9 protein-coding genes are annotated in these 15,330 nt (G+C 40.7%); 2 read left to right on the top strand and 7 right to left on the bottom strand.

Translation table 11 applies throughout. The features are described from left to right. Positions 1-30 precede the first annotated feature (30 nt). Both HWV01_RS16975 and HWV01_RS16970 read right to left on the bottom strand, forming a co-directional pair. A complete protein-coding gene (locus HWV01_RS16975; RefSeq protein WP_211672665.1) occupies positions 31-1,194 on the bottom strand; it encodes an iron-containing alcohol dehydrogenase in 1,164 nt (387 codons plus the stop codon). Positions 1,195-1,254: 60 nt separating this feature from the next. Continuing rightward, the gene (locus HWV01_RS16970; protein WP_228140379.1) at positions 1,255-2,814 is read right to left on the bottom strand and encodes a BCCT family transporter; all 1,560 of its coding nucleotides are present in this window, start codon (positions 2,812-2,814) and stop codon (positions 1,255-1,257) included. Between the two features lie 480 nt (positions 2,815-3,294). Here HWV01_RS16970 and HWV01_RS16965 point away from each other — a divergent pair, with 480 nt between their 5' ends. Beyond that, positions 3,295-5,850 (top strand): CoA transferase, encoded by a 2,556-nt coding sequence (locus tag HWV01_RS16965; protein WP_211672664.1) that lies wholly within the window; start codon positions 3,295-3,297, stop codon positions 5,848-5,850. 141 nt (positions 5,851-5,991) lie between these two features. Here HWV01_RS16965 and HWV01_RS16960 read toward each other — a convergent pair whose 3' ends face one another. The 5 genes from HWV01_RS16960 to ebgR form a co-directional block, all read right to left on the bottom strand. Next, positions 5,992-7,425: an amino acid permease gene (locus tag HWV01_RS16960; RefSeq protein WP_211672663.1), complete on the bottom strand. Its 1,434-nt coding sequence runs from the start codon at positions 7,423-7,425 to the stop codon at positions 5,992-5,994. 211 nt (positions 7,426-7,636) lie between these two features. Then, the gene (locus HWV01_RS16955) at positions 7,637-9,067 is read right to left on the bottom strand and encodes an amino acid permease (RefSeq protein WP_211672662.1); all 1,431 of its coding nucleotides are present in this window, start codon (positions 9,065-9,067) and stop codon (positions 7,637-7,639) included. Between the two features lie 162 nt (positions 9,068-9,229). Next, positions 9,230-9,682 carry a beta-galactosidase subunit beta gene (locus tag HWV01_RS16950; protein ID WP_211672661.1) on the bottom strand — a complete coding sequence of 151 codons (453 nt, stop codon included), beginning with the start codon at positions 9,680-9,682 and terminating at the stop codon, positions 9,230-9,232. Then, positions 9,682-12,783: a beta-galactosidase subunit alpha gene (gene ebgA / locus HWV01_RS16945; protein ID WP_211672660.1), complete on the bottom strand. Its 3,102-nt coding sequence runs from the start codon at positions 12,781-12,783 to the stop codon at positions 9,682-9,684. The genes HWV01_RS16950 and ebgA overlap by 1 nt, the downstream gene beginning before the upstream one ends. 331 nt (positions 12,784-13,114) lie before the next feature. Continuing rightward, positions 13,115-14,110, bottom strand: coding sequence for a transcriptional regulator EbgR (ebgR, locus tag HWV01_RS16940; protein ID WP_211672659.1), 996 nt, complete (start codon positions 14,108-14,110; stop codon positions 13,115-13,117). A 206-nt stretch (positions 14,111-14,316) separates the two neighbouring features. Between ebgR and galE the strand changes: the two genes are divergently transcribed. Further along, positions 14,317-15,327 carry a UDP-glucose 4-epimerase GalE gene (gene galE, locus HWV01_RS16935; RefSeq protein ID WP_211672658.1) on the top strand — a complete coding sequence of 337 codons (1,011 nt, stop codon included), beginning with the start codon at positions 14,317-14,319 and terminating at the stop codon, positions 15,325-15,327. Positions 15,328-15,330: the final 3 nt, after the last annotated feature.

The following is a 15,330-nucleotide window of genomic DNA, read 5'->3' as shown; positions in this document are numbered from 1 at the left end:
TATAAAATGCTACATGTAAAAGTTGGGTAGTTAATCAACCCAAATCTCTTTATATATCGCAATCATTTCGTCAATGCTTGGAACCCGAGGATTGTTATTTGGTGAGCCTGACGCTAATGCTTGTTTTGCCATTGTAGGCAGTAAATCAAAGTACTTAGCGCCCTCAATACCAAACTCAGCTGGTGTTGGTACGTTAAGCTCAACATTTAGAGCCTTAAGTTCTACAATCAACTTGCCATTGGCTACATCAGTTGAATCACTTTCATTTGCAATCCCGATGGCTTTAGCGCAATCAGCATAACGTTCAGGTGCTGCTGGAATAGAAAAAGCAGTAACTGCCGGTAATAACATCGCGTTGGATAAACCGTGCGGCACATGAAATGCGGCACCAATGGGTCGACTCATGCCATGTACAAGTGCAACTGAAGCGTTTGAAAATGCCATACCTGCAAGTGTAGAGCCTAACATAATGTTTTCACGTGCCGTTTTATCATTACCGTCATGATATGTTTTACGTAAATTTGGCGCGATGAGCTTCATCGCTGAGATAGCTTGTGAGTCACTAAACGTATTCGATTTTCTACTTACATAAGCTTCGATCGCATGCGTTAATGCGTCAATGCCGGTATCCGCGGTAATTCGGGCTGGTAATGAGAGGGTTAACTCAAAATCAACCAATGCTGCAACAGGCATGAAACCAACGCCTGCGCATAACATTTTTTCATCATTCTTTTCATCGGTTATAATCGTGAAACATGTACATTCAGTACCAGTGCCAGCGGTCGTTGGAATTGCAATTAGGGGTAATCCTTGCTCGCTAACAACCCTCGGTACTTTATAATCACGCATTTCACCACCAAATTGTGACAAAACAGAGATTGCTTTCGCGCTATCAATCGGACTGCCACCACCCAGTGCGATTAAGCAATCAAAATCACCACTTTTAGCTTTATTGATACCATTTTGAATCGAAGCGACAGTCGGTTCTGGGACTGTATCATCAAAGATTTCAGCGGCTAAATTTGATAATGCTAATGCATTTTGGATTTGAGCTGCATAACCTAATTTGACCATCATTTTATCTGTAATTATCAAGGGTTTCGATACGCCCAAGTTATTTAAAACGTTCACTATATCTTTACTTGCACCAGCGCCAATTTGCATTATGCGTGGTAATATTACTTGTGATGACATGACTATCTTCCTATTTATAATATAGAGGGGAACCAATAACCCCTCGCTATTTGATTGTTATTACTTTAGCTCGGCAAGTGTTGCTGATTCAGTTGGATAATCCTCATGTAATGCACGGATTAAGCCTATAACAGAAAGTATAATAACGAACGAAAATGGTAGTGCGGCCAATACTGATGCGGTTTGCAATGTCTTTAAGCCTCCAGCAAGTAGCAGCACTGCTGCAGATGCGCCTATCGCACAGCCCCAGAAAATGCGGTATCTTGGTAATGGATTTTTTTCACCCATGCACACCAGTGAACAAATAACTAATGTCGCAGAGTCTGCTGAAGTGACAAAATAGGTCACAAGCATGACGACACAAATGACAGCCATTAAGATGGTAATTATTGAGCCTGCATCCATGGCTTCAATTGTTTTAAACAAGGCCATCGTCATGTCAGTGTTTACCGCATCGATAATGCCAGCACCTGCTTGTTCTAAATAAAATGCAGTAGAGCCAAATGTGGTGATCCAGAACGCGCCCATTATTGTTGGTGCAACTAAAACTCCCGCCACAAACTCCCTAATCGTACGTCCTTTTGAGATACGAGCGATAAATACACCAACAAATGGTGCCCAAGATAACCACCAACCCCAATAGAAAATTGTCCAATCACCTTGCCAAGAGTCATCTGGATTAGTGTTAACCCAAAAACCAAGTCCGACAACATTTGTTAAATAATCACCAAAATTAAGTACAAATTCACTTAAAATATAAACCGTCGGTCCGAGTATCAAAAATAATACCAGGATGACAATCGTCAGCTTCATGTTGATGGTACTAATGACTTTAATACCTTTATCAACACCGAGTAATACCGAGCCGATAGCGACTACTGACACAATGGCGATAATGATGATTTGATTGACTGTCGATACTTCAAAACCAAGTAAATAGCTCATACCCGCATTTATTTGTTGAGCGCCAAGGCCAAGCGATGTTGCAATACCAAATACAGTGCCAAACACGGCTAGATAATCTGCTGTGTGGCCTATTGGGCCATAAATTTTTTCACCAAATATCGGATACAATGCTGAACGTATCGTCAGTGGTAGTCCTTTATTATACGAAAAATAAGATAAGGCTAAGCCAATAAGAGCGAATATAGCCCAGCCATGTAATCCCCAATGGAAAATCGTCACTCGCATCGCAACTTGTTTTGCACCTTCAGGGTCTATCGCGGCACTGACAAAGGGGTTTGATTGGTAGTGATATATAGGTTCTGCGATACTCCAGAATAGAATACCAATGGCGATACCAGCACTGAATAGCATCGAAAACCAAGCGAAATCACTGTATTCAGGTCTATCAGTCTCTTTGCCTAAGCGTACTTTACCAAAGCGACTGAAAATCAACCAGATTGAGATAAATAAAAATATGCTCATTAAACCAATGTAATACCAGCTTAAATTATCTGTAATAAATTGTTTTGAATTGTTATAAATGGTATTGGCAAAATCTCCACCAACAATTGTAAAAATAATAAAAAATAAAATTAATAGCCCTGATCCAATCATCATGACTGGATTTGAACCTTTAAAAAATCCTTCCTTCGCGATCATATTTTGATGACTCACAAACAGCTCCTTAGATTATGTATCAATATTATTACCTACCAACAATGTCATATATCACCGTATTGTATTTCGGCTTTTAATACGTAATTTACAACAATGAAACCCCTGTCATAAATGTTAATAAAGTGATGCTGAAACTTAATTGCAGGTCATAAATTCAGTGTTTGCATTGTTAAGCAGTTACCTGTGATTGAAAAGTAATTTAAATCACCTCTATGGCCATAGTTTTTTTATAGTTATAAAACAGACACTTAATGATACCTCGTAGGTGGTACTTTATTGTTTTAAGAAAAATGTCAAAGATTTACAAGTAAGAATATGAGACTTGTCACTTTATTTTTAGCCATAAAAAAAAACACATCTAAGGTTAAATTTTTGTTGCTGGTCTGATTTTTATTTTGCTAATAGTATCCGTTTGAAAGAACACGATATTAATAATTTACATCATAAAATCGAAATTCATATAATTGGAATCTAATCATGACAACTCAAATTCAATTACCACTTAAAGGTATTTCTATTATCGATTTTGGTCAGCAAATAGCTGGCCCCGGTGCAGCAATGATTCTTGCCGACTTAGGCGCAACTGTTATTCACATTGACCCACCGACAGGTCCACTTTGGGACCACCCTGCTAACGCCATATTGAACCGTAATAAGAGTTGTCTTCGTTTAGACTTGAAAGATCCAACTCAACGTAAAGAAGCACTGGCTCTAATCGCCAAAGCAGATGTTGTACTCGAAAGCTTTCGTCCAGGTGTAATGAAGAAGTTAGGAATTGATTTTGAAATTCTACGTCAGGAAAACCCTGCGTTGGTTACATTATCGATACCTGGATTTGCAAGTAATGATGAACTGCGTCGTGGTTGGAAAGCAACGGAAGCAATCGTTTCAGCTGCATCCGGTGCGTTTAGTGATATGGGGTATAACCGAGTCTTGATGGGTTTAAATCCAAGTTTTTCTCCATTGCCATTAGGTTCTTCATACGCAACCGTACTTGCCGCAAGCGCTGTTATTTTGGCGCTTTATGCCAGAGAAAAAAGCGGCCGAGGAGATCATATAGAGGTGCCAATTGTTGCAGCGCTAATGGAAGGCTTATCATATAATTCTTATGTTGTTGAAAATTTACCAAATCGTTATAAAACAATGCGTGATCATGAAATTGAATATCGTCAAGCAAACAATATCGAAATGGATTTAAGTTACGAGGACCTTCAAGAGTACTTAGACCCATTTTACCGTACATATTTATGTGCAGATGGCCGCATGTTTTATTGCGTTTGCCCATCACATCGAAATCATGCAAAACGTGCATTAAAGGCATTAGGCATTTATGAAGAACTTATTAGTGATGGTTTACCTGAAGTTGAAAATCTACATTTACCAACAAATGAATGGGATGGAGAAACATCAATCGGTGTTTATCCACTCCCTAAAAAATGGGCCGATATTATATCAACAAAAATGAAAGTGGCATTCCTTACAAAGACATCCGAAGAATGGGGGGGGATTTTTGGTGAAGGAAAGATTCCAGGTGCACCACATCGTACCACGCAAGAATGGGTAAACAGTGAACATTGTGAAAAATCAGGTCTTATTGTTAAAGTTGAAGACTCACAGTATGGTTTAATGAAACAGCCAGGCCCAATTGCATGGTTAGAAGAATGTGCAACAGATATGGTCACACCGACAGCACGTATGAATGTGACCGTTGCACGTGCTTTAGGTTTATTATCAGTCAACGAAGCTGCGCGTAACTTACCCGAAGCTTCAACAATTGTTAGTCATAAAGGTTGGTTAGACGGTATTAAAATCCTTGATTTAACAAACGTTATTGCAGGACCACATGCTGCGGCATTACTCACACGTTTTGGCGCAGAAGTAACAAAAATTGATACTGTCTCTCCTATGTATGACCCACTGATCGGTACGTTTTTTACTTTCCTAACTAATATGGGTAAAAAGAGCGCGTTAATAGATATAATGTCAAATAAAGGTCGTGAAGTATTCAATCGTTTAGTACAAGAAAGTGATATTGTTTTAATTAATGCGCCAAGCAGACAAATGGTACATTTAGGCCTAGATTCAGAAAGCCTATTAGCTATTAACCCAAAAATATTGTTCTGCCGTTTAGATTGTTTAGGTGGTCCATTGGAAGGCCCTAAAACAAACTATATTGGTTACGATGATATTATCCAAGCTAACAGTGGCATCATGAGCAGATTTGGTGGAATAGCAACGCCAGAAGAACATGCTCATCTGGGTACTCTCGATGTTAATTGTGGTTTCGCTGGCGGTTTAGCGATGGCAACATCGTTATTCCATTTACAACGTACTGGTGAAGTAAGCCGTGCAAGAACATCGCTTTCAGCTGTAACAAATTTAGCGCAACTCCCATTTGCTTTTGATTATGAAGGCCGAGCACCATTTAATGAACCGTCTGGTCGTGATGCACTTGGGAATAATGCTTTGTCACACTTCTATAAGACCCTAGACGGTTGGATTTTCATTGACTCTAACATGCAAGAGCAAGATAAATTAGCCACTATCTCAGGTTTAGAAAAACTGACTGATGCTCAAGATAAAAAAGTATTTTTAACAAGCATTTTGGTAACCAAAAAATCTCAAACATGGATCGATGCGCTACACCAGATTGATATTGCAGCCGTCATCCCCCGTAACATTGAAGATTTACGTAAACAATACAGTCGTGAAATTAATGGGACAGCAGGGATAGACAGGGGAAGCTATGCTTTTTCTATCTATCCAAATCACCCTAGTGGCCACAAATTAACACAAGTTGATCATTATGCTATTCGACCAGTAGAAGCATTTATTAAATCTGTTACTCCAACTGAGAGGTTTGGTCATTCTACACAAGAGGTTTTAGCTGGCGTTGGTTATGATAAAGCTGAGATTGCAGCTATGATCGAAGAAGAAATTGCAGGTTTGGGTTGGGGTAAAGAGTTTTTACCAAGTGATGGACTCACTGCAACTGAAAAGGTAGAAATTAGCGAAGCGTTACAGCCAGCTTAATTTATTACTAATTACCTATCATTAATTATATTAATGATAGGTAATGATGACAAAGTAAGAAATTGGAGTCTTTGTGTCAGATAGAAAAAGGCACTGATAATCTCAGTGCCTTCATAAGCTTATTCTAGAAGTAGTCTAGGTTTATTTTGTCGCTGAAGCTAATGTTTGCTTCGCTGTCGTTTCACCTTGTGCTTGCTTCTTTTCAAAGCGAGAGATCCACCACCATGCAAGTGCAGAGAATACCATCGTCATGAATACGTTGATGAAGAATGCATTCACTAAATCAACACCTGTTGGGAATGCTGATGCTGTCATACTTACCACAAAGATAGCGATAAGAATTGAAACAATAGTCATACCCACTTTACGAGAACCCATGCGAAAATCACGTGGCGTGTCGTCGTATTTAAGACGGAAGATGAAGTAAGCAACCATAATAAAGATTGGCGGTAACATCGCGGTACCAGCAGTTAAGTTAATCGCTGTGCTCATCATCTCTTGTACCGATTCAGAACCGAAGCCGTTAACCACTAACATGATTACCACGAATGCGAACTGCCACCAAGCGGCACGTACTGGTACACCGTGCTCGTTAAGTTCAGTTGTTTTCTCGCCGTATACGCCTTTTGGAATTTCAGAAAAGTGAATTTTAACTGGTGCAGCTGTCCACATCATCATCGAGCCAAACATCGCAATGAACAGAATGATACCAACCAAGCGACCCACTACGTTTTCATTAATATTGAAGTATTGCGCCATACCGGTAAAGATTTCAACCATACCGCCAGCATAAGTCAGTGACTCACGTGGAACGAATACGTTTACTAATAGAGAGCCAATCGCATACATAGCACCGATAAGGATACCTGCTGAGATGATCACGCGGATAAACGTTTTCTGACCGCCTTTCACATCTTTCAAGTATGCAGCCGCTGTTTCAGCACCACCTGCAGCTTGGAAGATCCAGCACATAATACCAATCGTTGCCCAGTTGATCGTCGGCGTCATTGCTTCCATCGTAATTGGTTGAGCCGGAACATGGTCACTACCGAGTGCCATTACCGCACCAACAACATAGATACCAAACAGCGCGAATACACCGTAAGCCACAAGTTCAGAAATTCTACCTAACCAAGATGCACCCTTTGTCGAAATGTGCGTTGCCGCAGCAAACAAAACAATCGAGATAATAGAAGTGACCACTGGAGAGAAATTGTACTCATATCCAAGCATTGCATAAGACGCATAAGCAATTACGTTTGGTAGTAGTGATACAAACCAAAATAGGTTAACAAACCAATACAGGAACGAACCAAGGTAGGCATTCTTTGTGCCTAGTGGTTTTTTCAACCAGTCATACATGCCTGATTCTGAATCTTTATTGGCAGATACAAATTCAGAAATAATAAACACGAATGGGATAAAGTAAACCAAGGTAGCCAGTAAAAATATAGGCGCTGAACTTAAGCCTAATTCGATATTATTATTAACAATGTTGCGGACATTAAATACCGCCGCGAGAGTCATAGATAGCAAAGCGAACTTTCCTATCGTGCCACGTACAGATTGAGACATAATTAACGTATCCTATATTAATTAAATTATTAAGTGATCTTTAGTAAATATCCAATTATTAGCTTTACTAAAAATTACTGTGGTTAAGTCATTAAACAGAAAATAAGCAACAGACCAAATGAGTATAATAGAACATGTCGCTGTGCTTACTTATCTGTGTTTAACAAAGGAAGCACCGATGTCACTGGTGCTTCATAATGTAATTCAACGCCTATAATTGAACTGCCGGTTTTGCTTCTTCAGCAAGTTCTTCGTGTGTCAGTGATTGTTCATACTTGTTGTATTTCCACCACGCGTAGCCAAGGAAAATAACAATCCCGCCAACGTTGTAGAAAATAATAGTCATGATGTCTGCGCCAGTTGGGAAGGTTGAAGCAAAGAACCCAACAGTAAAGATAGCGATAAGTACAGACACAATAGCGATACCGGTAAAGCGAGAACCCATGCGGAAGTCACGCTCGAGGTGATCTAATTTTAAGCGTAGGTTGAGGTAAGCAATCATGATGAACAGAGGTGGTAGCATAGACGCTGCCGCTGTCATGTTGATGATAGTGCTCATTAAGTCTTGCACCGTGTCAGACGCCAATGTTGGGATAAACATCAGTGGGATAACAATTAAGAATTGAATCCATGCTGCGCGTACCGGTACACCTTGTTTGTTGAGTGCCACCGTCTTTTCACCAAAAATACCTTTTGGAATTTCAGAGAAGAAGATTTTCACTGGTGTTGCCGTCCACATTAATAATGAACCCAACATGGCAGTAAACGAGATGATACCAACAAAACGGTTCATCATTATTTCTGGTAAACCGAAGTGTCTTGCAAGGCCTTCAAATACTTGCACAGAGCCGCCGGTAAATTTCAATGCTTCACGTGTCACAAAGACGTTCGCTAAGATAGAACCCACAGAGTAAAGTGCACCAATAAAGATACCTGCAAGGATGATGACTTTAACGAATGACTTGTGGCCGCCTTTAATATCATTCACATAAACAGCAACAGATTCTGCGCCACCTGCAGCCATAAAAATCCAGGTGATCACACCGAGGAATGCCCAGTTAAACGATGGTGTCATCGCTTCAATTGAAATTGGGTCCGCAGGTACAATACCGCCCATTAAAGCGCCAGCTGACAGGATGATGTAAGACAGTGTGAGTAACAGCATTAGTGACGATGTAACGGTCGTAATTGGACCCAGTAATTTGGCTCCGTTATTTGATACGTGTGTTGCAACCGCGAAAAGTAAGGTACTTAAAACCGCCGTTGTCATTGGGGTGAATATATACTCAAACCCTAAGAAGGCATACGACGCGTAAGCAATTATTCTTGGTAACAGTGACGTGAAAAAGAAGAGGTTAACGAACCAATAAGTATAAGCTGAGATGAACGCCCAGCGACCACCTAGCGAACTTTTTACCCAAGAGTAAACACCCGCTTCAGAATTTTTGTTGAGTGACACAAATTCAGCCACAATTAAGCAGAACGGGATAAAATAAAAGATGGTTGCGAGAAAGAACATAGGGGCAGACGATAAGCCGATTTCAATATTATTATTAATAATATTATTGAAGCTAAAAACCGCTGCAAAGGTCATGGACAGTAGGGCAAATTTGCCTATCGTGCCTCGTCTAGATGTTGACATAAGGTACTCCGATGTATCGTGTTTCAAATGTAGGTAAGGAGGGATTTGGACGGTTAAGTTCCAATCCCTCTCTCATTTTTAGTTCTGGATACGTGCCCAGACTTTATTATTAAGCTATCTATTTGGTTACTGATGTAACTATTTATTCAACTACTTATTTAATTATTTATTCAAAAAGTAGCCGTCTTCGATTGTGACTTTCAGTACCACTTTTCGCACCGTATTATCACCGTGGAATCGGTACGCTTTTGAGTTATCAAATACAGCGACTTGGCCTTCACAAAGTTGCTTTATTTCACCGTGACCTGTCAGGTATTCACGGTCAGTTTCATCGGAGTAAGCTTGCACTAACTCAAGATCAGACTTGTCTGCTATTTCTACCGTTTCATGGCCTGCTAAGTAATAATGCACATCAAAGTAACGACGATTGCCTTCAAAGGTTTCAGTATTACGTGCGATGCCATCTTCAATCATGTACACCAACGAATCGCCGATAGAGTACATCACGCCATCTCTTAGATTGCCGATGTTCTCAATTGCTTCAATGCAGCGATGCCATTTACGGCCATCGCGATATACCACTTTGAATTGGTCTAAATTATCTAAAATGATCATTACTTATCTCCGCCAATAAGAGTGTGTGCTTGAACCGCGTCGTCCGTCGTTGTGAACGTATGATTTGCGAGTGCGCTTGACTTGCAACCACCCTGGTGAAAAGGGACTAGCGTTAATGCGTAGTTAAACTTATCCATGTACACACGGTATGAATCTAATACTTCCGAACCCCAAGAGTTTGACCCTAAGCCCATCAATTTGTGGTCAAGGTTCACGGTAATGTAACCGCTCTTCTCAAGTTCAATCGTGTGTTGTGCTTCATGGATGTTTTGGTTGGTGTAGAACCAAGCACTGAAGTTAATTTCTTGCTCTGGTTTCACAAACAAGCCAGTACCTTGGCGGTTTGCTAATGATGCCCAGCGCACATGTTGGCGGTTGCCGTTGTTTTGTGGAAACGGGTAGTTCTCAAACATATCTGCAACTGTCGTTTTGTACACATCAATCATGTTAGCTTGTTGGCTGTCTTGGTAGTTTTCTTCAGGACCGCGACCGTAGTATTGCACTTGGTCGAAGTCATTATTGATGCCTAAATCTAAGCCAAGTACTGGGATAACATGTGGGTATTTACCGTAGCGTTCGCCAGCAAGTTGAATGTTGACTTGGCCTTCTTTATTCACTTCGTACACGTAAGTACAACGCATACCAAAATCAAATACCGGTGGTGCAATAATGCTGGTCACGGTGAAGATCGCTTTACCGTCTATTTCTTCAAGCGCAATTGAACGGAAGTGCTCTTGCATTATGTGCAAGTGAGCAGGTTCCCACAAACCATCGTGTTCTTGCTTGTGGTTATCAACCATAGGTTTGAAGAAGTTCAGTTTTGGTGAACTGGCAATCAGCTCTTCGCCGTTAACCAACCATGATGTTAATTTACCGTTCACTTTCGAGAAGTTAAGTGCAAAGTTTAGCCCTTTTACAACATAGTCTAAGCGAGATTCAACAATGTCTAAGGCAATCGCGTTGCTGTTAGCAAATACTGGTAGTTGCTGGGTACTTTCTTTTAGTTGTACTTGATAAACTGCGATGTCGTGGTTTGCTTCGCTGTAACGGGTGCGAGAGTCTTTGCGTACGGTGAAGTTAATGAATACTTCACGACCATCTAACTCTGGCAGGGTAATTTCAATATCACGGCTGCTATTTTCTGCTAGTTCGATTACTTTAAATGTAGTGCTTTGTAGTGTTTCACCTTCGGCGCGTATTTCAGCGGTAATGGTGTAATCATCAAGGTTTGAGAACCACAGCTTGTTATCTACAGTGAAAATACCGTTTCTCGCATCTTTCGCGCGGATCTTCACAGGTGCAATGACTTGCTTGTATTCTTTTAACCCCGGACCCGGTGTTTGATCTGAATAAACCAAACCATCCATACAGAAGTTATAGTTATTTGGGTAATCACCGTAATCGCCACCGTATTTCAAAAATTCAGTGCCGTTTTCATCTTTAGCAAGAATTCCGTGGTCACACCATTCCCAAACAAAATGACCTTGAATAGAGTCATGCTTGTAGAACACGTTTTGGTATTCCGTCAATCCGCCTGGACCATTACCCATAGCATGCGCATATTCACAAATGATGCGTGGTTTGTTATGTGGGTGTTCACCAAAGGCATTCATTAATTGCGCGCGAGAGTACATGGTACTGATAATATCAACGACTTCAGCGTCACGGTCTTCTTCATAATGTATGAGACGCGTATCATCAATTGCTTTTGCAGCGGCATACATAGCTTTGATGTTACAGCCATAACCAGATTCGTTACCCAGCGACCACATGATGATAGAAGCATGGTTTTTTTGAGCATGGATGTGGCGTTCGATACGTTCAACGAATACCAGTTCCCAAGCTGGATCATTAGTGATACGGCTCAAGTCATCCACGTTAGCAAAACCGTGGGTTTCCACATCGGTTTCGGCCATCACGAATAAACCATATAGATCACACAGTTCGTAAAAACGGGGATCATTTGGATAATGTGCGGTACGTACTGAGTTGATGTTGTGTTGCTTCATCAAGATGATGTCTTTCTCAACACGATCCATTCCGACAGCACGCCCTTTTAGGTGATCGTTATCGTGGCGGTTAACGCCGTGTAACATGACGTATTTGTTATTGATGTAGAACAAACCATCGTGCACTTTAATATCACGGAAACCAACACGCTGCGGGATGATCTCCAGTATCTCGCCTTGTTCGTCTCTTAGTGTCAGTACTAATTGATACAAGTGAGGATTTTCAGCAGTCCAGTGAATAGGGTTAACCAGATCAATGGTAACGTTTACATCTTGAGTCGAAGCAAAATTCAATGACTTGATATGACCTTCTGCCAGCGCTGTTGCACCATCAAATAAGGTATATTCGAGTGAATAATTAGCCACTGGATTCGGTGTTAAGTTTTCTAGCACCGCTTTACAAGACAGGGTCGCATTTTGGTAAGTATCATCAAAGTCTGTACAGACGGTAAGATCTTGCACGTGTACTTGTTCTTTACCCACTAAGTAAACATCACGGAAGATACCGCCTGTCCACCACATATCTTGATCTTCAATGTAAGTTGAATCAGCCCATTGCATTACACGCACGGCCAGTAAGTTTTCACCTTGTTGGGAAAATTCTGAGATATCAAATTCAGCCGTTAAGCGACTGCCTTTACTAAAACCAACATAGTGACCGTTAACGTAAACTTCAAAGTAAGTTTCAACGCCATCGAACTTGATGATGGTTTGCTTATTGCTCCATGTATCGCCCAACGTGAATGTACGTTGGTAAGCACCAGTTGGGTTATCACTTGGTACGAAAGGTACATCAATCGGGAATGGGAAACCTTCATCGGTATATTGAAGATCGCCATGGCCTTCCATTTGCCACATATTTGGAACGGTGATCTTGTCCCAGTTGATCATGTACTGAGAATAAAATTCGTCAGGTACAAGCAGCGGATTAGTGAAAAAGTTAAAGTTCCATTGGCCACTTAGAAGTTGATAGTGGCTGCTTAATTCACGTTGGAATGTTCTTGCTGTTTGTACTGAGTCGTATGAGAAAAAGTAAGCACGCGGTGCCATTCTATTTTCATTCAGGCGGAAGAAGTTTTCCCAATTGTTCACGTGTAGCCTCCAAGACGATAGCGATAGTTCTAAAAAATTTAGCAAATTGCTTCTGGTAAAGCATGTTAACTAAAGTTTTAGTAAAACAAAGCGGAAGGTTGTTTTACTTTTAACTGGATCACAGTAGATGCTAATTTTTGTGAGCTAGATAACGTTAACTCAAGGTTGTAATGTAACTAATTTGTATGCTGTAAAGTGAACTGGTAGAGGGAATGTTAAGAAGTCGCTTGAAAGGGGGGAAGAAAGAAGAGGGGGGATAGCAGCATAGCAATATGCTGCTTTGATTTTAGTTCATGCTATTTTATTTAACGTGATCAGACATATTTAAATGCTATTTCTTGGTGGTATCGCGTAAACGTAAGTTACTTGGAATATACGCATTAATCGGGATCACACGTTCATCTCGGCGGCGCTCAATCAATAAATTAACCCCTTGGCTCCCCATTAATTCTGAATGAATACGTACCGTTGATAACGATGGGAAAGTAAATTTAGCGGTCGGAATATCGTTAACACTGATCAAGGCTATGTCGTTAGGTATGGATAGACCTTGCTCATGAATAGCGCGTAATACACCGATGGCGATTGAATCTGACGCGATAAAAAAAGCATTCGGATAATCAGTTTCAAGCATCTTTTTCGCGAGTTTATAACCTGATGAACTTGAGAAGTCACCGCGGTATAAATCTGATTCCAATACGACGCCTTTTAGCTGACCATATTCGCTAAAGGCTTGTTCACGGATATCCGGTGTATCAATATCATCCTGACCACCGATAAAGCCAATTCGGCTATATCCTTGATTAATAAAGTGATTGATAACTTGCTTACTGATTCTAGCTAGGTCGATATCGACAGAGTCAAAGGCTTCTTCATGATCTGTGTAATCAATATAAACAATGTTTTTAGTGAGTTTTTTTATCGCCGTTAGTTGTTCTTTACTTTGACGACCAATTAATAAGATCCCGTCTACTTGCGAGTTCTTAATATTGAGGTTGCTCTCGTAACTGTTGGTCAGGGCAATATCAAACTTATCACATTGGGTTTCTATGCCGTGACGAATAGCTAGGTAATAAGGGTCATTTATTTCAGTATCTTGCTTGTAATTATACAGGGCAAGAAAGTGCAGATTCTCTTTTACTTTCGCAGGTAATGCGCTTGCTAGTTTTCGCGTTGTACTGGTTTTGTATTCCAGATTTTCTGCTATTTCAAAGATACGTCGTTTGGTTTCTTCTTTTACACTTAATGTCGGATCTTCATTTAATACACGAGATACCGTCGCTAATGAAACCTTAGCTTCGTTGGCTATTTCCTTTAATGTTGCCATTCATCCTCCAGCCCATTCATTATTGTTCTTTTATAGTGGGGTATTTTACGGAATAAATGAAATTTTTGATACCTAAATCTCATTTTTAGTAAAACTTTACTAATCGGCGGTTGTTTTTGTGGAAACGTTTACATTTGAGCGGTAGGGTACTCAAATATTTTAGAGAACCACTGACTTCGTGTCTTAAAATTGCGGGAGAATTAGTTGTGAAAGTATTGGTAACTGGTGGCATGGGTTATATTGGAAGCCATACATGTGTGCAGATGATTGAAGCAGGCATTGAGCCTATTATTATCGATAATTTAGATAACAGTAAATTGGCGGTACTCGATCGTATTGAAGCATTAACGCAGGTACGCCCTATTTTCTATCAAGGTGACGTGCGTGACGAAACCTTTCTGGACCAAATTTTCACTGAACATACGATCGCATCGGTTATTCACTTCGCAGGGTTAAAAGCGGTTGGCGAATCAGTGAAAAAACCATTGGAATACTACGATAACAATGTAAATGGTTCACTCGTGTTGGCACGATCAATGCGTAACGCCAATGTGAAAAGCATCGTATTTAGTTCTTCGGCGACCGTTTATGGTGATCCTGAGGTTGTACCAATTACCGAAGATTCCCCGACAGGTGCGACGACCAACCCTTATGGTCGCAGTAAATTTATGGTCGAGGAATGTTTTTCTGACCTTTTTGATGCTGAAAATGATTGGAGCATTACCTTACTGCGCTACTTCAACCCGGTTGGCGCTCATCCGTCTGGCACTATGGGTGAAGATCCGCAAGGGATCCCAAATAACTTAATGCCGTTTATTGCGCAGGTTGCAGTTGGTCGTCGAGAATCATTGTCAGTGTTCGGTGACGATTATTCAACACCGGATGGTACGGGGGTTCGAGATTATATCCACGTTATGGATTTAGCCGATGGTCATATTGCCGCATTAACCGCGGTAGGCCAAAAATCGGGATTACATATTTATAACCTCGGCACTGGTAAAGGTTCAAGTGTATTAGAAATGGTGAATGCGTTTGCACAGGTATCAGGCCAACCTATCCCTTACCAATTATGTCCACGCCGCGCTGGTGACATTGCAGAGTGCTGGGCCAATACAGTAAAAGCCGAACAAGATCTCGGTTGGAAAGCCACGCGCACTGTGATGGAAATGAGTGCTGATACATGGCGCTGGCAGTCAACGAATCAACAAGGATATTAATCT

The sequence above is a fragment of the Moritella sp. 5 genome, assembly GCF_018219455.1.
GTDB lineage: Bacteria > Pseudomonadota > Gammaproteobacteria > Enterobacterales > Moritellaceae > Moritella.
This window is presented reverse-complemented; position numbering and strand designations above follow the sequence as displayed.